The organism is Massilimicrobiota sp. An105, from assembly GCF_002161155.1.
GTDB lineage: Bacteria > Bacillota_I > Bacilli_A > Erysipelotrichales > Coprobacillaceae > Allocoprobacillus > Allocoprobacillus merdigallinarum.
This window is the reverse complement of the sequence record NZ_NFLY01000033.1, coordinates 1-19,969: the sequence shown is the minus strand read 5'-3', so window position 1 is coordinate 19,969 and position 19,969 is coordinate 1. Positions and strand designations below refer to the sequence as shown.

Annotated in this window: 23 protein-coding genes and 1 other RNA gene; 21 read left to right on the top strand and 3 right to left on the bottom strand. The window is 32.5% G+C overall.

The genetic code is table 11. The annotated features are described in order from the left end of the window. The 5 genes from B5E48_RS09545 to B5E48_RS09525 all read left to right on the top strand — a co-directional run bounded on the left by B5E48_RS09545 (window position 1) and on the right by B5E48_RS09525 (window position 4,092). Window positions 1-1,005 (top strand): NAD(P)H-dependent glycerol-3-phosphate dehydrogenase, encoded by a 1,005-nt coding sequence (locus tag B5E48_RS09545; protein WP_087244181.1) that lies wholly within the window; start codon window positions 1-3, stop codon window positions 1,003-1,005. A 36-nt stretch (window positions 1,006-1,041) separates the two neighbouring features. Next, window positions 1,042-1,284 (top strand): stage VI sporulation protein F, encoded by a 243-nt coding sequence (locus tag B5E48_RS09540; RefSeq protein WP_087244182.1) that lies wholly within the window; start codon window positions 1,042-1,044, stop codon window positions 1,282-1,284. A gap of 204 nt (window positions 1,285-1,488) precedes the next feature. Beyond that, on the top strand, window positions 1,489-2,955 hold the full coding sequence (gene abc-f / locus B5E48_RS09535; protein WP_087304875.1) for a ribosomal protection-like ABC-F family protein: 1,467 nt from the start codon (window positions 1,489-1,491) through the stop codon (window positions 2,953-2,955). A 56-nt stretch (window positions 2,956-3,011) separates the two neighbouring features. After that, complete coding sequence (locus tag B5E48_RS09530) at window positions 3,012-3,518, top strand: hypothetical protein (RefSeq protein ID WP_087304874.1); 507 nt, start codon at window positions 3,012-3,014, stop codon at window positions 3,516-3,518. After that, the gene (locus B5E48_RS09525; RefSeq protein WP_087304873.1) at window positions 3,511-4,092 is read left to right on the top strand and encodes a hypothetical protein; all 582 of its coding nucleotides are present in this window, start codon (window positions 3,511-3,513) and stop codon (window positions 4,090-4,092) included. Before B5E48_RS09530 ends, B5E48_RS09525 begins: the two co-directional genes overlap by 8 nt. A 19-nt stretch (window positions 4,093-4,111) precedes the next feature. Here the strand turns inward: B5E48_RS09525 and B5E48_RS09520 are convergent, their stop codons facing one another. Beyond that, complete coding sequence (locus tag B5E48_RS09520; protein ID WP_087304872.1) at window positions 4,112-4,576, bottom strand: VOC family protein; 465 nt, start codon at window positions 4,574-4,576, stop codon at window positions 4,112-4,114. A gap of 134 nt (window positions 4,577-4,710) precedes the next feature. Here B5E48_RS09520 and spoIVA point away from each other — a divergent pair, with 134 nt between their 5' ends. From spoIVA to nth, 6 genes are all read left to right on the top strand, one after another. Then, window positions 4,711-6,189 (top strand): stage IV sporulation protein A, encoded by a 1,479-nt coding sequence (gene spoIVA, locus B5E48_RS09515; RefSeq protein ID WP_087304871.1) that lies wholly within the window; start codon window positions 4,711-4,713, stop codon window positions 6,187-6,189. A 71-nt stretch (window positions 6,190-6,260) separates the two neighbouring features. Then, complete coding sequence (locus B5E48_RS09510; protein WP_087244188.1) at window positions 6,261-6,533, top strand: HU family DNA-binding protein; 273 nt, start codon at window positions 6,261-6,263, stop codon at window positions 6,531-6,533. A gap of 66 nt (window positions 6,534-6,599) precedes the next feature. Beyond that, window positions 6,600-7,316: a zinc metallopeptidase gene (locus tag B5E48_RS09505; RefSeq protein ID WP_087304870.1), complete on the top strand. Its 717-nt coding sequence runs from the start codon at window positions 6,600-6,602 to the stop codon at window positions 7,314-7,316. Between the two features lie 79 nt (window positions 7,317-7,395). Continuing rightward, entirely contained in the window at window positions 7,396-7,872 is a 477-nt protein-coding gene (locus tag B5E48_RS09500; RefSeq protein WP_087244190.1) for a hypothetical protein, read from the top strand. Between the two features lies 1 nt (window position 7,873). Next, entirely contained in the window at window positions 7,874-8,473 is a 600-nt protein-coding gene (locus B5E48_RS09495; protein ID WP_087244191.1) for a DnaD domain protein, read from the top strand. Further along, window positions 8,466-9,122: an endonuclease III gene (nth, locus tag B5E48_RS09490; protein WP_087304869.1), complete on the top strand. Its 657-nt coding sequence runs from the start codon at window positions 8,466-8,468 to the stop codon at window positions 9,120-9,122. Before B5E48_RS09495 ends, nth begins: the two co-directional genes overlap by 8 nt. Before the next feature lie 32 nt (window positions 9,123-9,154). Here nth and B5E48_RS09485 read toward each other — a convergent pair whose 3' ends face one another. Then, on the bottom strand, window positions 9,155-11,959 hold the full coding sequence (locus B5E48_RS09485) for a transglycosylase domain-containing protein (protein ID WP_241146959.1): 2,805 nt from the start codon (window positions 11,957-11,959) through the stop codon (window positions 9,155-9,157). Next, window positions 11,959-12,552: a Holliday junction resolvase RecU gene (gene recU, locus B5E48_RS09480; RefSeq protein ID WP_087244194.1), complete on the bottom strand. Its 594-nt coding sequence runs from the start codon at window positions 12,550-12,552 to the stop codon at window positions 11,959-11,961. The genes B5E48_RS09485 and recU overlap by 1 nt, the downstream gene beginning before the upstream one ends. 148 nt (window positions 12,553-12,700) lie before the next feature. Between recU and B5E48_RS09475 the strand changes: the two genes are divergently transcribed. From B5E48_RS09475 to B5E48_RS09430, 10 genes are all read left to right on the top strand, one after another. Continuing rightward, window positions 12,701-13,033 carry a DivIVA domain-containing protein gene (locus B5E48_RS09475; protein ID WP_087244222.1) on the top strand — a complete coding sequence of 111 codons (333 nt, stop codon included), beginning with the start codon at window positions 12,701-12,703 and terminating at the stop codon, window positions 13,031-13,033. Between the two features lie 40 nt (window positions 13,034-13,073). Then, an RNA gene (rnpB, locus tag B5E48_RS09470) (RNase P RNA component class B) lies at window positions 13,074-13,395 on the top strand. 216 nt (window positions 13,396-13,611) lie between these two features. Then, window positions 13,612-14,553 (top strand): helix-turn-helix domain-containing protein, encoded by a 942-nt coding sequence (locus B5E48_RS09465; RefSeq protein ID WP_087304867.1) that lies wholly within the window; start codon window positions 13,612-13,614, stop codon window positions 14,551-14,553. Window position 14,554: 1 nt separating this feature from the next. Next, complete coding sequence (gene pgsA / locus B5E48_RS09460) at window positions 14,555-15,148, top strand: CDP-diacylglycerol--glycerol-3-phosphate 3-phosphatidyltransferase (RefSeq protein WP_087244196.1); 594 nt, start codon at window positions 14,555-14,557, stop codon at window positions 15,146-15,148. 1 nt (window position 15,149) lies between these two features. Beyond that, a complete protein-coding gene (locus tag B5E48_RS09455; RefSeq protein ID WP_087244197.1) occupies window positions 15,150-15,605 on the top strand; it encodes a CinA family protein in 456 nt (151 codons plus the stop codon). Between the two features lie 44 nt (window positions 15,606-15,649). Next, window positions 15,650-16,681 (top strand): recombinase RecA, encoded by a 1,032-nt coding sequence (recA, locus tag B5E48_RS09450; RefSeq protein WP_087244198.1) that lies wholly within the window; start codon window positions 15,650-15,652, stop codon window positions 16,679-16,681. Window positions 16,682-16,826: 145 nt separating this feature from the next. Then, window positions 16,827-18,386 (top strand): ribonuclease Y, encoded by a 1,560-nt coding sequence (gene rny / locus B5E48_RS09445; RefSeq protein ID WP_087304866.1) that lies wholly within the window; start codon window positions 16,827-16,829, stop codon window positions 18,384-18,386. Between the two features lie 42 nt (window positions 18,387-18,428). After that, window positions 18,429-19,211: a TIGR00282 family metallophosphoesterase gene (locus tag B5E48_RS09440; protein ID WP_087244200.1), complete on the top strand. Its 783-nt coding sequence runs from the start codon at window positions 18,429-18,431 to the stop codon at window positions 19,209-19,211. 47 nt (window positions 19,212-19,258) lie between these two features. Further along, on the top strand, window positions 19,259-19,519 hold the full coding sequence (locus B5E48_RS09435; RefSeq protein WP_087297571.1) for a stage V sporulation protein S: 261 nt from the start codon (window positions 19,259-19,261) through the stop codon (window positions 19,517-19,519). Between the two features lie 62 nt (window positions 19,520-19,581). Then, on the top strand, window positions 19,582-19,827 hold the full coding sequence (locus B5E48_RS09430) for a hypothetical protein (protein ID WP_087244202.1): 246 nt from the start codon (window positions 19,582-19,584) through the stop codon (window positions 19,825-19,827). The last annotated feature ends 142 nt before the right edge of the window (window positions 19,828-19,969 follow it).

Here is a 19,969-nt window from a genome sequence, read left to right as displayed (position 1 = left end):
ATGAAAATAGCAATTTTAGGAACAGGAAGCTGGGCTACAGCACTAGCAAGGGTCTTTAATGATAATGGTCATACAGTTATGTTATATGGTATTGATCAAAGCGAAATTGATGATATTAATATAAGACATTGTAATTATAAGTATTTTAAAGATGTGAGATTAGAAGAAAGTATTGTTGCCAGTGCATCTTTAAATGATGCTATAAAAGATGCACAATATCTTTTAATTACGATTCCAACACAATATGTCAGAGGGGTACTGGAACAGGTCAAACCTTTATTGACACAACCTGTCACTATTATTAATGCGGCAAAAGGATTTGATATGAATACCAATATGCGTATGTCTGATACAATCAGAAGTGTTTTAGACAGTACCAAGATTCATCCTGTTGTTTCCTTGATTGGTCCATCCCATGCTGAAGAAGTTGTTGAGCGTATGCTGACTGTTGTTTGTGCTGTATCACTTGATGAAGATTGTGCCAAAGATGTTCAAAAATTATGTTCTAATCATTATTTTAGAGTCTATACTTCAACAGATGAAATTGGTGCAGAATATGGGGCTGCCTATAAAAATGTCATTGCTGTTGCTTCTGGAATTATTGCAGGGCTGGGCTATGGTGATAATACACGTGCAGCTTTAATTACACGTGGACTTTATGAAATGAGTCTATATGGAACAGTCAAAGGTGCTAATCGTGAAACATTTTTTGGCTTGACCGGTATTGGGGATCTCGTGGTGACATGTTCTTCTATTCATTCACGTAACTTTCAGGCGGGACTGGAAATTGGTCAAAGCAATCGTGCATTGGATTTTATGGCACATAATACCAAAACCTGTGAAGGGATTCGTACGTGTAAAGTCATTCATGATGATGTAGCAACACATGATTATGGTATAGAAGTGCCGATTGTGGATGCGGTTTATCGTGTTCTATATGAAAATGCTACACCGCAGGAAACGATTCACTCCTTAATGTTAAGAGATTTAAAAGCTGAACAATAATGTTCAGTGATGCATATATTAATATGGGTGATCGAATTGGATAAACAAGATAAGTTATTGGATAAGGTTTCACAAAAAACACATGTATCTAAAGAAGATATACTTTCATTAGCGAATGATTTACAAACAAAAGATTTAAAAGATGAACAAAATATCAGAGATTTTGTACAAAAGATTTCTCAATTAACACATAAACAAGTGAAACCAGAACAAATGGATAAAATCATTCAAATCATTCAAAATAATCAAGTCCCTTCTGATATTCAAAAATTTGTGTAAATCATTTTCTTGAAATATTATTATAAAAAGATTATAATAATAACTGATGAAGGGGTGTGAAAAGATGTATTTATTTTCTTGCCAAAATGGACAATTGTATTGATGATATTTGCAGGAAAATAGAACTCTTTTAATCACAAATGATGTATATAACGACAGGAACTATTTTCTTGTCGTTTTTATTTTGGAAAGGAGTGATACTTTATGTCTTTAATACAAGTTCAACATTTAACATTTGGGTATGATGGAAGTTATGAATTGATTTTTGACGATGTTTCATTTGTATTAGATACACATTTTAAAACAGCTTTGATTGGTAGAAATGCAAGAGGTAAGACGACACTTTTAAAACTGATGATGCATGAATATGAATATCAAGGACAAATCATGATACATGAAAAATGCTGTTATTTTCCTTATGAAGTAAAAAATCCTCAATTATTGACATTAGATGTCTGTTACGAAATTGAACCATCACTTGAAAACTGGCGGTTAGAAAAAGAACTTCGTTTATTAGGAATGGATGCAATGGATGTGTTTTATCGTCCTTTTGAAACACTTTCTCATGGCGAACAGACAAAAGTTTTATTAGCTATTCTTTTTTTGAAGGAACACTCTTTTTTATTGATTGATGAACCAACGAATCATCTTGATCAAGATTCTCGTTTGAAAATTGGAGAATATTTAAAACGTCAAAAAGGTTTTTTGCTTGTCAGTCATGATCGTTATTTTATTGATAGCTGTTGTGATCATGTGATGGCTATAAATCCTCAAAGTATTGATGTGGTCAATGGTAATTTTTCTAGCTGGTATGAAGATAAAACCAAAAAAGATGAAAGAGAAATGATGTTAAATAAGAAACTGAAAAAAGATATTGTGAAAATGGAAAGTTCTAAGCGTCAAAAACAAAATTGGGGTTATCAGATTGAAAAATCTAAAAAAGGAGCCGCAGATAAAGGATATGTTGGGCATATGGCTGCGAAAATGATGAAGCGTTCTCGTGCTATTGAAAAGCGACAACAACAGGCTATTGAAAAGAAAAAGACTCTGTTAAAGGATATTGAAGAATATGATGATTTAAAAATTCATTGTTTAAAATACTTTCAAAATCAAATCCTTCAATTCCAGCATTTTTCATTATCTTATGATCATCATCAGATATTTGAAGATCTTTCATTGACTATCCATCAACATGATCGTATTTTATTAAAAGGACCTAATGGTTGTGGTAAATCAAGCTTAATACGTTTTATTCTAGGTGAAAAGATTGAATATGATGGACAATATATATGTGGAAGTCAGTTAAAGATTTCCTATGTTCCACAGGATTGTACTTTTTTAAGTGGTCAACTGGATGATTGGATAGAACAGTGTCATAGCAATTTAACATTAGTTAAAACTTTATTAAGGAAATTAGGATTTTCTCGTGAACATTTTGATATTCCTCTAGAAAAACTCAGTCAAGGTCAAAAAAAGAAAGTCATGCTGGCTATTTCATTAGTCTCACCAGCCCATCTATATATATGGGATGAGCCACTTAATTATATTGATATTTTTTCACGTATCCAACTTGAAAATGCAATTTTAACTTATCAGCCGACTTTATTATTTGTTGAACATGACCAGTATTTTCAACAGAAGATTGCGACTGAAGTGATTGATTTTTCGTAACATGTTTGACAAAAGGGGTTCATCCATAATAAAATAAGAGGCAAAGGAGAAAACACATGAAGAATTTAGTAGTAACAGATAGAGATATTTCAACCGATTATTTTCAAAATTCCGTCATTGTCAATTTAAATAATATTCATTATTCATCATGTACGGGTGGTTTGACTTGTTTAAAATGTGAAGGGGCCTGTTATTTTAAGGATGATATGAGTATTATTTCTAAATGGACGAATGATTGTCAGTTAATTATTTATATTACAAGAGTGAAATATGGTTGTTTTGATATACCTTTTAAAAAGATGCTGGAAAGACTGGTCGTTAATCATGAACCTTATTATACAATGGTGGATGGGGAAACCTGTCATTTGGGGTTAAGTCAGTTGCGTAAAAAATTATTGGTGATTGGATATGGTCAGGCAACAGATGCAGAAAAGAAGCTGTTTAAAGACATTTTAGATGATTCGACATTGGGTTTTTCTTATTCATCTGTTGATGCTTATTTTTGTGAAGAAGATGAGCTAGATGAAGTTTTGCGTACGTTTGGAGGTGTTGATCTTGGCTAAAATATTATTATTGAATTCTGGATTGAAACATACTCAAACATTTATGAAACCTTTTTTATCAAGATTAGAAGTTTATCTTGATGATCGTTGTGATTGTTTAGATGTTCGTCATGTATCGACCTTTGATGAACGTACTTTTTTTCAATATGATCAGGTTATTTTTCTTTTCTTCATTGCGCTTGATTCTATACCATCTTCAACATTAGAAATTTTTCAACGCCTAGAGTCACAGCCAAAAGGACCGACTGAAATTTATGCATTGATTGCTTGTGATGAATATGAACCTGAAAAATGTGATATTTCAGAGAAAATTTTACAAAATTGGTGTCAAAGAGAGCAATTACATTATAAGGGCAGCTTAAAAATTGGATCAGCACTTTTTATTATGAAGACGATGTCGCGTTTTGTTGTTTGTAATGAAATGAAAAAACTGGCACAGGCCATTATTCATCATCAAGAGTTTTATAGTCAAACAACGATGCTGACAGATCACATTTTTATGAAAAAAGCCAATCAGTATTGGAATAAAGAAATTAAAAAAATGAATAAACACAAAAAAAAGCAAAAGCATTAACACTTTTGCTTTTTTGATATCATTCCATAATCTGTTTAATATAGTCAAGAGGAACACGTAAGCGATGAGCTAGTTCTTCATAAGAGAAGCCTTGACTGAGAAGTCTTTTGATGATTTTACGCATACTTTCTCCCACTTCTATGACATGTCCATCCAAATCATAGAAACGGACAACTCTTTGCCCCCAAGCGCCTTCTTTTAAAGGATGTAATAGTGTGACATGATATTGATCTAAAACATACATGAAGGCATCAATATCTTCTGTTTCAAAAGATAATTCAACAGCGTGATTCAACATGATAATCTCTTGATCAGTTTTGTGAATGAGATCTTTCCAGATTTCTTTTGATTGAAGGACAATCCCCGATGTTAGAGTAACTGAACCGTGAAAATCCAATATTGTTTTAAGACCTAAAATATGTTTATAAAACTTCTTTGATTGTTCTAAATCATTCACAATTAAAACTGTATTTTTTAGTTTCATAATATCCTTCCTTTTTTTGATATGTTTTATTGTATCATTTTTTTATCACCAAATGATGAACTTTTTGACTTTTTATAAAAATGTTCTAAATAAAAAAGAAATTCATATATTGATGTGTGAGAAGGAGGAAGTCTATGCAGACAATAGATATATTAAAAGATATTGGTAAAAGATGTGATGGTGACATTTATTTAGGGGTTGTTGGACCGGTCAGGGTGGGTAAATCATCGTTTATTAAACGTTTTATGGAAAAGGCTGTGATTCCCTATATTGATAATCCGGAAGCGAAAATTCGTGCTACAGATGAATTACCACAATCTGGTGAAGGGAAAATGATCATGACGGTAGAACCTAAGTTTGTTCCTAATCAGGCTGCGCATATTCAAGTAGGGGATAATCTTGGTGTTAATATTCGTTTGGTCGATTGTGTTGGGTATGTGATTGATGGTGCGAAAGGCTATCAGGATGAACAAGGCATTCGTTATGTCAAAACCCCATGGTATTTAGAAGCGATTCCTTTTGATGAAGCAGCCAAGATTGGTACCCAAAAAGTGATTCAAGATCATTCAACCATTGGTATCGTGATGACTTGTGATGGCTCTATTTGTGAAATACCTGGAGCAGATTATGTACAGGCAACAGATGATGTGATTCGTGAACTTAAAGAAATTGGGAAACCATTTGTGATTGTTGTCAATTCAAAAGATCCTCAAAGTCTACAGTGTAATCAGCTTGTTGAAGATTTGAAAGAGAAACATGATGTTCCTGTTATAGCTTTAAGGGTAACTGAAATGAATGAGGAAGATATAACGCATTTATTAAAAGAAGCATTATATGAATTTCCAATTCATGAAGTTAAAATTGAAGTTCCTCGCTGGATAGCTTTAATGGATTCATCTCATTGGTTAAAACAGACATTGGATGAGTCATTAGAAAAATCATTATTAGAGATTCATCGTTTTAGAGATGTAGAAAAAATAGCAACGCATATGAGTGAATTTGATTTTATTCGCAAAGCTTATCTTTCATCTATTGATACATCTTCTTCATCAGCAACTTTACGTATTCAAGAAAGAAATGGTCTATATCAGGAAATATTAAATGAAATTTTGGGACAGGAAAAATTCGATGCTGCATTATTTTTAAAACAGGTACAGGATTTGAAACAGATGAGTCAGGAGTATCAGGCTTATCAAAATGCCATTAGAATGGTTAAACAGACAGGATATGGATATGCTTTACCTTTAATGGATGATATAGAATTAAGTGAACCTGAAGTGATTAAACAGGGACCACGTTATGGAATGAAACTTGTTTCAACAGCATCAACTATTCATATGATTAAGGTTGATATAGAGTCTACATTTGAACCTATTATTGGATCGAAAGAACAGGCAGAAGCATTTATTCAATATTTACAAAGTCATGGTGAAAATAATAAAGAAGCTATCTTTGATTGTGACGTTTTTGGACGTAAATTGGGTGATTTGATTAATGAAGGTATGCGTGTGAAATTAGCCTCTATGAATGAAACCGCTTGTATTAGAGTGCATGATATTTTAAGTAAAATTGTGAATAAAGGGAAGTCAAATGTGATTGCAATAGTTTTATAAATTTGTTATTGCGCTTAGGTTTTTGAAATGTTATACTACTACTTAGATTTAAGTAGGAGGCAGTATAAAAAATGAATAAAAAAGAGCTTATTGATATCGTTTCACTAAAAAAAGATTTAACAAAAAAGGATGCTGAAGCGTTAGTAGATACAGTTTTTGATACAATGATTGAAAGTATTTTGAATGGGGATAAAGTGCTTATTTCTGGATTTGGAACTTTTAAAGTGAATAATCGAAAAGAACGTAAAGGTGTAAGTCCTAAAACAAAAGAAGCTATGATTATCCCAGCTAGTAAAACTGTTTCATTTAAGCCAAGCAATAGATTAAAAGATGCAATGAATTAATTGCATCTTTTTTGACATACTGAGTTAACATAATGGGTATATTATAATTATTGAGGTGATAAAAAAATGTTTTTTCCGTTTTATGGAGTTTACTATAATAGCTATTATATGATTGGAACAATCTTTGTTATTTTGGCTGCTATATTGGCCTTATGGGCACAAATGAAAGTCACATCTACATATAGTCGTTATAAAAAGATAGCTAATATGCGTGGTATAAGTGGAGCACAGGTGGCAAGAGAAATATTGGATAGTGAGGGATTATATGATATTCAGATTTATGAAGTGAAAGGTCAATTAAGTGATCATTATAATCCTGGTCGCAAGACAATTAATCTTTCCAGTGATATTTATCATGGAACTTCTATAGCTTCTTTAGCTGTAGCAGCACATGAATGTGGACATGCCATTCAGTATAAAGAAAAATATATTCCTATTTCATTAAGAAATGCTATTTTACCAATTGCGAATGTTGGACAGTATTTAGGATGGATTGCCATCTTTATTGGGTTGATTCTTGGTCAAACAGACATTGCCTGGATTGGTTTTATTGCAATGTGTGGAATCTTGGCTTTCCAGCTGGTGACTCTCCCAGTAGAGTTCAATGCATCTTCTCGAGCACTTTCTATTTTAAAAACACGTTATTTAACGACTTTGGAATATGATGGTGCTAAGAAAATGCTATCAGCTGCAGCCATGACTTATGTTGCGGCTTTGATTTCAACATTAATGAGTATGTTAAGAATATTTTTGATTATTTTAGGTAATTCAAGAGATGAGTAAAGACCAGTGATGGTCTTTTCATTTTTGTTTTGCATTTTAGACTTTTTGTTATATAATAGAAACACTGGAGGTGGACAGATTGAAAAAACATACATTTATTATTTCAGTTGTTGTGTTAGTTATTATTTTAGCAGTTGTTTCTTTTTATATGTTATTTGTTCATGTTCCATATTATCAATATCATCATCAACTTGATGAAATTAGAAATGAAATTTGTGAAACAAATCAATATGAATATGATGATTATTTTAGTGAATATCGTGGTAAAGAAACTTATTATATTGTCAAAGTGAAAATAAATGGTGTTGAATCTTATGTGGCATATAATAAGGATTTAAAACTGGTAGATACTTATCAAGGTGAAGTGGCTGATGAAGCAGTTGTCCAAAAAGCTATTCAAGATAAATATCAGGTCAATATAGAAAGTATGGAAATTGGTTATGAAAATGAACGATTTGTATATTATGGACGTTACCAGGATGAGCAATCTTTGTTATATGTATATTATGATTTGGCAACTGGAGAATTTATAAAAGCAGTAAGGCTAGGAGAATAATATGGATGAATTATTAGATTATCGTTGTGTTGATTTTCAGAAGTTATTGATTTTAAAGTCTAAACAACTGCATATTTCTGATCAGGAGTGTTATGTACTATTGTTGATTATGACTTTAGATGATATAGGAGTTAAACCTATTACACCATCACAAATTTCACGTATTTGTTCTTTATCACTTCGAAAGATTGATGATATTTTGATGTCATTGGTTGATAAACATTGGATTTCAAGACAACATGGTTCATTAAATCTCAAGCCTTTACAAAAAATGTTGTTAAATCAACCGACTCAAACAGAAAGCCAGGATATTGATTTGGTTAGCATTTTTGAAGATGCCTTTGGACGTAGTTTAAGTCAAAGAGAAGTACAGTTAATTAATTCTTTAAAGTGTCAGGGCTTTGATGATGAAATGATTGTTGATGCTTTAAATGAGTCAGTGAAATCAGGTGTTATTACTTTTCGTTATATCGAAAAAGTATTGGATAATTGGGCACGTTATGGCGTTACAAAGCGCTATGCTCCTGCAAAGCCACAACCAAGTCATAATGAGGTTGAACAAAGTATAAAGGATTATAAATGGTGGGAAGAAAATGAATAAGGAAAGAGTCAAACGTATTTTAGATGTTTTTGATGAGATGTATCCAGATGCTAAATGTGAATTGGTTCATCATAATGAATTAGAATTGTTAATTGCAGTCATGTTATCTGCTCAAACAACAGATGCGAGTGTGAATAAATTAACAGAACAGTTATTTCAAAAATATCAAAGTGTTGAAGATTATGCGAAAGCCCCTTTATCGCAATTAGAAAATGATTTACGTACTATTGGTCTTTATCGAAATAAAGCGAAAAATGTCAAAGCAATGGCGCAAAAAATCATTGATGATTTTGATGGTCAGGTTCCTTGTGATCATGAAGCCTTACAGACATTGCCAGGAGTAGGGCGTAAAACAGCGAATGTCGTCATATCAGAAGGATTTAAAGTGCCTGCTATTGCAGTGGATACACATGTAGAACGTATTTCAAAAAGGCTAGGTTTTGCTTTTAAGAAAGATTCAGTTTTGGTGGTTGAACAAAAGCTACAAAAAGCTATACCTCAAGAAAGATGGATTAAAACGCATCATCAAATGATTTTCTTTGGTAGATATCATTGTAAATCTATAAATCCTGATTGTCAGCATTGTTCACTCATTGATATATGTAAAGAGCCTAAAAGAAAAAAATATTTAAATATAGAAAAAGACTGAAAACTCATTGTTGAGAATTCAGTCTTATTTTTTTATTGTGTTGGAGTTTGTGTCGGTGTTGTAGGCTGAGTTGGGTCAGGTTGTTGTGTTTGGCTTGTGGTCGTGAATGAATCAGTACCAAGAGTCACAGTTTGACCATCAGCTTGTGTATGTGTAAATGTGACAGAATAAGTTGTTCCAGCGGATAATTGACTAAATGTGATTGTACCACTTTGTTGAAGTGTTTGATTTGTTCCATTTAATGAAGCAGTAATGGAAGTTCCAGCAGGGACAGTGACCTGATATGTAACTGAACTTTCTGTTAATGCAGTACGTGTATAGCTTGCAGGCGTTGTATCTTCTACTGTGATTGTTTGTGAAATCTTATTAGAAGTTCCATTGCCACTTTCAAAAGCATAGTATCCTGTTACAGTATATGTACCAGGTGATAATGTGTAATTTATTGTTCCAGTGGCACTATTTAAAGTTTCACTATGAACAACATTACCAGAGGCATCTGCAATATCAACTTTATAAACAACTTTTCCATATAATTGATTAATATTACCTAGATATGGAAGTGTGTAACTATTTCCACCAGCTGTATATGTTTTTGTAGGTGTTGCATCTTCTGTCATGCTCTTTGGATCATATTCAGTGAATGTGACATTGAGCTTATCATCAGCAAGTTCTGCTGTAAAAGATGACAGATTATTTAAACTAGAACCATTTGCACTACCACTAGGTGTATTGTTCTTTTTGAATAAACCAGAAACAACACGATTATCAGGCACACCTTCACCTGGAGTCACATATGGATAAATACCTGATACGCAGCTTGCTTCTACTAATCCAGATGGTTGAGAAGGATATGAATTTTTCATACCATCTTCATGTAAGAATTTGGCAATCATCGTTGCGATATTATTGGAATCGCGATTGCTTTTTGTATAATAACCTTCTTTTTGATCTTTAGCGTTATAACCTGTCCAGACACTCCATGTATAATCTGGAGAAAAAGCTGATAACCAGGCATCTTTATTTTGACCACGAATTTTTTCATTAACACTTGTATCATCAGCATGGTTAGAAGTTCCTGATTTAGCACCAATCTGATATCCTAAATTTAACATACTATACATTCCAGTTCCAGATTTGACATAGTCAGTCATGATATCACGAATCATATAAGCTGATTCTTCAGAAAGGGCTTGTGTTTTTTCTTCTTGATATTTTTGATCAGTTTCAATAACTTCACCAGTTGTTAATAATTCGATTTTTTGAACTGTATGAGGTTCAATATAAGTTCCACCATTCGCAATGACAGCATAGGCACCAGCTTCAGATTCAGGAGTGACACCTTGTCGCCATGCTCCAATTGCATAACCAATGTCAACTGATTCGCCTTCCATATCAAATCCCAAGCTTTCAAGATATTGAGTTGCACCATCAATACCAATACCATCACCAACATCATTACCATTACAATCTTTTCCAGTAATGACTTCACTAAATGTTTGTAAAGCAGCAGCATTCCATGAATTGCTTAAGGCACTAGAAATAGAAATATCACCATTATATTTTCTTCCGTTCCAGTTACTAGGAACAAAACCATTTGCATATTCATAAGGAACATCATGGACATAATGGGCTGTTGAATAATCTAAGAATTCAAATGCAGCAGCATATGAAATTAAAGGTTTTAATGAAGAACCAGGTTGGTTCTTTTGACCATAGCTTGCACCTGTTTGAGATGCATATGCATATGTTGTCCCTAAAGGTGTATAATCACGTCCACTTAAAACACCAACAATACGTCCTGTTGTGGATTCTTGAATAACAGCACCCACTTGAATTCTTGAATCCTGAAAATCATATGTTTCACCACTTGCAATATCATCTAATTGTTTTTGAACATCAGTATCAATATATGTATAGATACGCATAGGTGTTTCATACGGATCATAACCAGTTGTTTCCTGAACTTCACGAATGACTTTATCAGCATATGCCTGATATTGTCCACTTGTTGAAATTGGATTTGATTTCAATGTGTTTTCAACTGGAATAGCTTTTGTAGCTTCGCATTCTTCTTTAGATATATAACCATGTTGTAACATTAAACCTAGAATTGTATCACGACGATCTTGAGCTAAGTCCAGGTTTCTAAACGGATCATATCTGTTTGGAGAGTTTAAAGTACCCGCTAACAAAGCCGCTTCTGGTAATGTTAAGTTTTGTACTGATTTATCAAAATAATACCTTGAAGCTGCATAAATTCCAACTGTTTGAGGACCATATCCAAAATATATTTTATTTAAATAGAGTTCAAGAACTTCTTCTTTTGAAATTTGAGAAGTTGCTTCGATTGAAAGAATAATTTCACCAATTTTTCTTTCAATGGTTTGTTCCTCATCAGGATAGTATGACTTTTTAATTAACTGTTGAGTAATTGTTGAACCACCAGCTGTAATACCACCTGCAGCAATATTACCTACTAAGGCTTTGACAATACGAGGAACATCAAACCCGTTATGTTCAAAAAAACGTGAATCTTCAGCAGCTACAACAGCATCAATCATTACTTGAGGAATGTCATTGTAACTGACATTTTTTTGAACACCACCACGAGCAACGGAAAACCACTCTTCACCGTCTGTTGTACATAAAACAGAAGATTCATCAGAAGTGAGTTTTTCCTTTGAAAAGCCTTCTACCTGTTTGAAAATCCCAAATCCCAAATACATACCAGTAGAAGTAATCATAACCGCAACAATTAAACAAACAACTTTAATAATTTGTCTTTTTTGTTTTTTGTTTTCTGTTTTGGTAGATTTTTTTCGGTTTATTTTTTTCATCATTCATCCTCCTTAAAATACCAATCGTCAACAACTTTTAAATAATCTAATCTTGGTTGATAACCTTGGGGTATCAGATGTCCAAGATTTTTGATTTTTTCATATGTTATTGATTTTCGCTGGGAATGATAATAATCATTAATGATATGACTTGCGTCAATTAAGTATACCTCATTTAATGAGGTAAATGCAATAATAACAAAAGCAATCCCTCCATGATTGATGATTTTTTGTAGATGATCAATCTGATGTTTTGAAATATTTGCAAAAGGAAAGGTCTTGACTTTTGTTTCTTTAGCTTCAAAATCCACATATTTCCCACGATAAAGTCCATTATAGTCTGTGGTTGAAGGTGTTTTATAATAAGCTTCTACAATTTTAGCGGCTTCACGTCTGGGATAGTTAACTTTGACAATTTGAATAGGCGTTGGCTTTTTATAAATAACCGCAATATCATGTGAAAGATAATATTGATTCGATAATGTAATATCTTCTTCCAATGACATTCCACGATGAGCTGTATAATGTTTTTTATCGTGCGTTGGTAATGTTGAAGATTGCCAGCTGCGTTTCATATTAGGGTAATTAACCATAATTATATCCTTTCATTGATTTACCATATTATTATAACATATATTTTTCCCATCTTGTCTAATTTGTGTGTAAAATCATCTTTTTTTAAAAATATCTTGCATTTACAATTGTTTTTTGTGAAAATATGGAGGAGGAAAGGTGATGGATATGGCAAAGAAAATACAGTTAAGTCCAAAAAAAATTTTAAACAAACATTTTCAAATAGATTTTAAGGGTTATAGTGCAACCGAAGTAGATTATTTTTTAGATACAGTTGTTGAAGATTATGAAACATTTGCGCAAATGTTGAATGAATCTTATGAACAGATTGAAAATCTACAAAAAGAGAACGAAGCTTTAAAAATGAAAATGGCAAATATGGAAAGAGAACATTTGATTCAACAGGATAATTTACGTTCTATGGAAGAAAATCTTTCATCTAATGTAGATTTGTTAAAAAGAATCTCTAATTTAGAAAAAGAAGTCTATAAAAATAAATAATGATTGCTTTTTTTTGCGATTTTGAGTAAAATATGCATGCTCATGAGAACCGATTGCTAGAAATAGAGGAAAGTCCGGGCATCCACAATCTGCGATGATTGTAGTGTTTGTACTGCATCTAATAAATGCAGGTAGCATATTGCTAACGACAGACCTAAGACCTAAACCGTCAGGCATGGTTGATAAGTCATAAAGTGCCACAGAAACAATGTCTTTTGAAAAAAAGAGTGAAAAGCGGTAAACTCTGCAAGGATGAAACCCAAATTTTGGTAGGGGAGCTTCATAGAGGGAATTGAACTGATATGAAGATGTGTTATACACATAGATAAATAATCGGTTGAAAAACAGAACTCGGCTTATCAGAATGAGCAATTTTGTCGATAGAAATGTCGACTTTTTTTCTACCTAAAATAAAAATATTTATTTTTTTGACAGGAAATTATATAGATATAGGATAAAATTCATAACTTGTTCATAAATTCATAAAATAATAGTGTTGGTATTGTAAAAATAACTATTTTATGGTTTAATATGATTATTATTGAAGGGACATTTTCTGGAAATAAGGAGGTATTTTTTTGGATAATTTAGGTCAAAATATTCGTCAAAAAAGAGAAAAGAAACAAATGACGATAGAAGATTTATCAGCAAAAACAAAAATTTCAGTCGCTGTTTTAAGAGATATAGAAAATGGGAAATTTGATCGCTATAAAGGTGATGAAGCTTATGTAAAGATGTACCTCAAAAAAATCTCACAAGCTTTAGAGATGGATGGAGAACAGTTAACAGAGCAATATATAGAATTAACTCGTGAAATTGAGTTGGAAGAATTAAAGGAAAAAGAAATACAGGAAGATCATAATGAAGAAATTGTGAATAAAGGGAAAAAATTCTCTTTTAAAGCACCTCAATTAACTAGAAAACCTTCTGTATATGAAGATAAATCGCATGTAACGATTATTCGTGCGGCTATTATTTTGGTTTTAGTGTGTCTGGTGATTGTCGTTATTTGGTTTGGATTTTATGCAACACGTACTCAAAGTGATGATCCAGCAAAACCTGATAATCAATTGACAGTAGAAGGAAATGTGGAAACAACACCTCCAGATAATCAGCCGTCAAATTCTGGAAATAATGGTAATCAATCACAAACAACACAAGGAACTGTAGAATTTACTAGAAATGATTTTTTAGATTATAATTTCAAATTGCCTGCAGATGCCCAAACATTTACATTGAAAGTTGAATATAATGCACCTTGTTGGGCACAAATGAGAGTCAATGATGAGATATATGATCAGTTTGTATCAAAAATTTATCATGAAAATGAAGATGGTGAAACTGAAACAGTAGAATTAACATTTAATGTAAGTGATTTTGAAAGTTTAGATTTACGTAATGGTAATAATAGAGGACATCGTTATTATATTAATAATCAGGAAATTCCATTAACTGATGAAGATATCAATACTAATCAAGATAGACCAGTCAATTTCATTTTAACATTAGAGAAGGAATAATATGAATTTACCTAATAAATTAACAACAATTCGTTTATTGAGTGTCCCATTATTTATTATTGTTTATTTGATACCATATCAATCATTAGGTATTGAGATACCTGTTTTTGATGTTTTATCAACATCATTATCTTTATTGGATATTATTTTATTTTTGATTTTTGCTTTATCAGCATTGACGGATTATTTAGATGGTTATATTGCACGAAAACAGCATTTGATTACGACTTTTGGAAAGTTTATTGATCCAATTGCTGATAAATTGATTGTCAATACGACTTTATTATTGTTAGCTTCAACACATGATATTCATATCATTATTCCTATCATTATGATTTCAAGAGATATTATTGTTGATGCTATTCGTTTGGTTGCCAGCCAAAAGAATGTTGTTTTAGCGGCAAGTTATCTAGGAAAAGCAAAAACAATGACACAAATGATTGCTATTTGTTTGCTGTTATTGAATAATATTGTTTTTGCTGGTTTGCATATTCCAATGGATCAGATCATGATTTGGCTTGCAACATTGATTTCTTTTGTGAGTGGAGTAGACTATTTTATGAAAAATAGACAATATATCATGGAGAGTATGTAAAATGGAAGAATTAGCTCAATTATTAATACAAAGAAATATTTCGATAAGCAGTGTAGAGAGTTTTACAGTAGGTGGTTTTGCCAAAACAATTGGTAGTATTAGTGGCATTTCGGCTGTTTATCGAGGAACATTAGTGAGCTATCAGACACGTATTAAAAGAGATGTTTTGCATATTGATGAAAAAATTATTGATCAGTTTGGCGTTGTTTCTAAAGAAGTCGCAGGACTGATGGCCATTCAAGGACAAAAAATGTTTGATAGTGATGTATGCATTTCTTTTACTGGAAATGCAGGTCCATCAGCAATGGAAGGAAAACCAGTTGGTTTGATTTATATTGGTATTGCCTATGGTGAAAATATATATACTTTTTGTTATCGTCTTTCTGGCAGCCGTGATGATATTCAAAAACAGGCTATTTTGATAGGAATTGAAAAAATTTTAGAAATTTTGAAGTAATTTCATAAAAAAGTGTTGTATATAAATAGTAGGAGGAATATTTTATGGCAGAAAAGAAAGTGAAAAAAACAGAATCAGTTGATGATAAAAAAGAAAAAGCATTAACAGATGCCATTCATTTAATTGAAAAGCAGTTTGGTAAAGGGTCAATTATGAAATTAGGCGATCGTGTGGCAGTTGATATTGATGTGATTCCTACCGGTTCGTTAACACTAGATGCTGCACTTGGTATTGGTGGTTATCCCAAAGGACGTATTATTGAAATTTATGGCCCTGAATCAAGTGGGAAAACAACATTAACACTTCATGCAATAGCAGAAGTTCAAAAACAGGGAGGAAGAGCTGCTTTCATTGATGCAGAGCATGCTATTGATCCTATTTATGCGAGAAATTTAGGAGTGAATGTTGATGAACTGATTTTATCACAGCCTGATAGTGGAGAACAGGGGTTAGCTATTGCGGAAACTTTAGTAAAGAGTAATGCGATTGACTTGGTTGTTGTTGACTCAGTAGCGGCTTTGGTTCCACAAGTTGAACTTGATGGTGAAATGGGTGATAATTCAGTTGGTTTACAGGCGCGTATGATGTCTAAGGCTATGCGTCGTTTGTCTGGACTTATGAATAAAACATCATGTACAATTATTTTTATTAATCAGTTAAGAGAAAAAATTGGTGTTATGTATGGTAATCCTGAAACAACAACAGGAGGACGTGCCTTGAAGTTTTATGCTTCTGTGCGTATTGAAATCAGACGTAGTGAAGCTATCAAAAATGGTAGTGAGATTGTTGGAAATAAAGTCAATATTAAAGTTGTCAAAAACAAGGTTTCACCTCCATTTAAAACAACATCTGTGGATATCATTTATGGTAAAGGTATCGCAAGAGATGGTGAAATTATTGATTTGGCAGTTGCTCATGATATTATTGATAAATCAGGCGCATGGTATGCTTATCAAGGTGAAAAAATTGGTCAGGGTAGAGAAAATGTTAAAATTTTCTTAGCTGAACATCCTGATATCATGAATGAAATTGAAGAAAAAGTCAAAGCACAGATTTTTGCTCATGAAGAAGCTTAACCAATATAGTTTACTATATTGGTTTTTATTATGGTCAAAAAGCAATCTTTTGATATTTTATTGTCAATTTCACAAAAATACGGTATAATATTTTATGTGTGTAATGCACAACAAGAAATTTGTCATAGGAAATAGGAGGAAGATTATGCAAGAATTTGGTGCCCCTCTTACTATTGTTACCTATGTTCTTTGTGTCGCTTTAGGATTTGGTTTATATTTTATTTTAACAAAATTAGGAGTATCTAAAGCTCATGATGATGCTTCTAGAATTGTGGATGAAGCCAATTCTAAGGCTGATAATATAGTTAAGGAAGCGATTCTTGATGCGAAAACACAGGCTTATGAATATAAGCTTGAGGCTGAAAAAGAAATCAAGGAACAACGCTTAGAAGTTACTAAATTTGAAAATAAACTATTGCAAAGAGAACAAAATATTGATCGTAGAGATATTGCTTTACAAGGTAGAGAAGATGTTTTGGAAGAAAAAGCAGTGCAATTAGAAAAGAAAAGTGAAGAACTAGGGAAATTAGAGGCTCAATTGAAAGATCAGATTGATGCAAAAATTACGGAATTAGAAAAAATTGCAGCAATGAGCGCTAATGAAGCAAAAGAAGAGTTATTTAAACAAGTTGAACAAAAAATGTCAAAAGAAGTGACAGCTTATATCAAAGAGCAGGAAGATGAGGCAAAATCTAAAGCTTCGCTTTATGCAAAAGATATTATTGCAGCAGCTATTAATCGTTATTCACAGGAAGAAACGATTGAACGAACTGTTAATGTTGTTGCTTTACCAAGCGAAGAAATGAAAGGTCGTATTATTGGACGTGAAGGAAGAAATATTAAAGCAATTGAAAATGCAACAGGAGTAGAATTGATTATTGATGATACACCTGAAGCTATTACTATTTCTTGCTTTGATCCAATTCGTAGAGAAATTGCACGTCTTTCATTAGAAACGTTGATTAGAGATGGAAGAATTCAACCTGGTCGTATTGAAGAAGTTGTTCAAAAGACAAAAAATGAACTTCATGAAGTTATTCAAAAAACTGGGGAAGATGCTATTTTTGAATTAGGTTTATCACGTGTTCACAAAGAAATTATCATGTTGATTGGAAAATTGAAATATCGTACAAGTTATGGTCAAAATGCTTTACAGCACTCATTAGAAGTTGCGCATTTTGCTGGAATGATGGCAGCTGAACTTGGTCTCAACCAACAGCTTGCTAGACGTGCAGGATTATTGCATGATATTGGAAAAGCTGTTGACCATGAAATGGAAGGTAGCCATGTTGAGCTAGGTGTGAAGTTTGCAAAGAAATATGGTGAAAATGCAACTGTTATTAATGCCATTGAATCACATCATGGAGATGTGGAACCAACAAGCGTTATTTCTATCTTAGTAGCAGCTGCTGATACTTTATCGGCTGCTAGACCTGGAAGCCGTAGCGAAACAATTGAAAATTATATTCAAAGACTTGAAAAACTAGAAGAAATTTCTAAAGGTTTTGATGGTGTTGATAAAGTATTTGCTATTCAGGCTGGTCGAGAAATTCGTGTTATCGTCAAACCAGATCAAGTTGATGATTTAACAAGCCATCAGCTTGCAAGAGATATTAGAGATAAAATTGAAAACGAACTCACTTATCCTGGACATATCAAAGTGACAGTTATTCGTGAAGTTCGTGCCAATGAAATTGCCAAATAAAAGATAGGATATCCTATCTTTTTTTAGAAAGTAGGAGAGATAATGAACATTCTTTTTATTGGAGATGTTTTTTCAGCAATTGGGAGAGAAATGATTGATCAATATTTACCATTGTTGAAGAAGAAATATCAGATTGATTTTGTCATTGCCAATGTAGAAAATGCAACGCACGGCAAAGGATTAATAAAAAAACATTATGATGAGTTTTTATTTCAAGGTATATCATTTATGACCATGGGTAATCATACATTTGCTAAAAAGGAACTGTTTCAATATATAGACGAAGCAGATCGTTTAATCGTGCCTTATAATCAGCCTAAAGCTTTGCCGGGTGTTGGAAGTCGTGAGATTATGTTTCAAAATCGTAAGATTCGTGTGACGAATCTATTAGGTATTACTTTTATGGATGGAAAGTCACAAAATCCATTTGAAGCTATTGATGAAATTTTGAAAGAAGATCAAAGTGATATACATATTATTGATTTTCATGCTGAAGCTACAAGTGAAAAGGTGGCTTTAGGTTATTATCTTGATGGAAAAGTTGCGGCAGTGCTAGGGACACATACACATGTCACAACAGCTGATGAAAAGATTTTGCCTCATGGAACAGCATTTCAATGTGATGTAGGAATGACAGGTCCTTATCATAGTGCTATTGGATGTGATGTTGAAGGAATTATTAAACGCATGAAAATGGGCATTATGACACCTTTCCAGGTAGCTGAAGGAATGGGTCAATTCAGAGCAACTTTACTATCATTTAATCAAAATAATGAGTGTACGCATATTCAAAGAATTTGTATTGATCCAGATCATCCTTTATAGTATATTTTTCCTCTTTGCTCATATATTAAAAGCAAGGAGGAATTTTTATGGAAATGATGAGAGTATCGTCTTCTTCACAACCAAGCAAGGTTGCTGGAGCATTAACGAGTTTATTAAGAGAACACCAAAAGGTTCAAATTCAAGTGATTGGAGCAGCTGCTTTAAATCAGGCTATGAAGGCTATTGCTATTTCACGTGGCTACATTGCACCAAGTGGATATGAATTGTATTGTATCCCATCATTTTATGATTTGACAATTGATAATCAGGTCATTACATCATTAAGATTAAATGTAGAAATGAGATGAAAAGGCTTTATTTTTTTTAGCAAAGTGTTATAATAGAAATGTGATAATAAGGAGGAAATATTATGGCAAAATGTAAATTATTAATGTCTACTGCTCAAGTTCAAAAATTAATTGATTTCTTTGATGGGTATGAAGATGATAAAGTTAAATGTAAATTTATAAAGAAAACAGGAATTAAAGCTGAAATTGAATGTGAAACAGAATTAAGCCCTGATGAAGCTGCTTCATATTGCAAAGGTTTATTTAAGAAAACACCAGAAGGTGGAATCTTATATTTCTCAATTCAGCCAGATGGATTCTTTGGTTAATGAAAAATAAGGACAATGTCCTTATTTCAGGCTGTTGACAAAGTGGTAGAATTTTTTATTAAATCTACCACTTCTTTTTATTTTTTATGCAAATTGATAAATTTGTACTATTTTCCTTATATGTCTTTCTTTTTTGTTCGGT

Excerpts from the sequence above, each read along its gene's own strand:
- B5E48_RS09545 (WP_087244181.1), top strand. The coding sequence starts at position 1 with ATGAAAATAGCAATTTTAGGAACAGGAAGCTGGGCTACAGCACTAGCA.
- abc-f (WP_087304875.1), top strand. The coding sequence starts at position 1,489 with ATGTCTTTAATACAAGTTCAACATTTAACATTTGGGTATGATGGAAGT.
- B5E48_RS09530 (WP_087304874.1), top strand. The coding sequence starts at position 3,012 with ATGAAGAATTTAGTAGTAACAGATAGAGATATTTCAACCGATTATTTT.
- B5E48_RS09520 (WP_087304872.1), bottom strand. The coding sequence starts at position 4,576 with ATGAAACTAAAAAATACAGTTTTAATTGTGAATGATTTAGAACAATCA.
- spoIVA (WP_087304871.1), top strand. The coding sequence starts at position 4,711 with ATGCAGACAATAGATATATTAAAAGATATTGGTAAAAGATGTGATGGT.
- B5E48_RS09510 (WP_087244188.1), top strand. The coding sequence starts at position 6,261 with ATGAATAAAAAAGAGCTTATTGATATCGTTTCACTAAAAAAAGATTTA.
- B5E48_RS09505 (WP_087304870.1), top strand. The coding sequence starts at position 6,600 with ATGTTTTTTCCGTTTTATGGAGTTTACTATAATAGCTATTATATGATT.
- B5E48_RS09495 (WP_087244191.1), top strand. The coding sequence starts at position 7,874 with ATGGATGAATTATTAGATTATCGTTGTGTTGATTTTCAGAAGTTATTG.
- nth (WP_087304869.1), top strand. The coding sequence starts at position 8,466 with ATGAATAAGGAAAGAGTCAAACGTATTTTAGATGTTTTTGATGAGATG.
- B5E48_RS09485 (WP_241146959.1), bottom strand. The coding sequence starts at position 11,959 with ATGAAAAAAATAAACCGAAAAAAATCTACCAAAACAGAAAACAAAAAA.
- recU (WP_087244194.1), bottom strand. The coding sequence starts at position 12,552 with ATGGTTAATTACCCTAATATGAAACGCAGCTGGCAATCTTCAACATTA.
- B5E48_RS09475 (WP_087244222.1), top strand. The coding sequence starts at position 12,701 with ATGGCAAAGAAAATACAGTTAAGTCCAAAAAAAATTTTAAACAAACAT.
- pgsA (WP_087244196.1), top strand. The coding sequence starts at position 14,555 with ATGAATTTACCTAATAAATTAACAACAATTCGTTTATTGAGTGTCCCA.
- B5E48_RS09455 (WP_087244197.1), top strand. The coding sequence starts at position 15,150 with ATGGAAGAATTAGCTCAATTATTAATACAAAGAAATATTTCGATAAGC.
- recA (WP_087244198.1), top strand. The coding sequence starts at position 15,650 with ATGGCAGAAAAGAAAGTGAAAAAAACAGAATCAGTTGATGATAAAAAA.
- rny (WP_087304866.1), top strand. The coding sequence starts at position 16,827 with ATGCAAGAATTTGGTGCCCCTCTTACTATTGTTACCTATGTTCTTTGT.
- B5E48_RS09440 (WP_087244200.1), top strand. The coding sequence starts at position 18,429 with ATGAACATTCTTTTTATTGGAGATGTTTTTTCAGCAATTGGGAGAGAA.
- B5E48_RS09435 (WP_087297571.1), top strand. The coding sequence starts at position 19,259 with ATGGAAATGATGAGAGTATCGTCTTCTTCACAACCAAGCAAGGTTGCT.
- B5E48_RS09430 (WP_087244202.1), top strand. The coding sequence starts at position 19,582 with ATGGCAAAATGTAAATTATTAATGTCTACTGCTCAAGTTCAAAAATTA.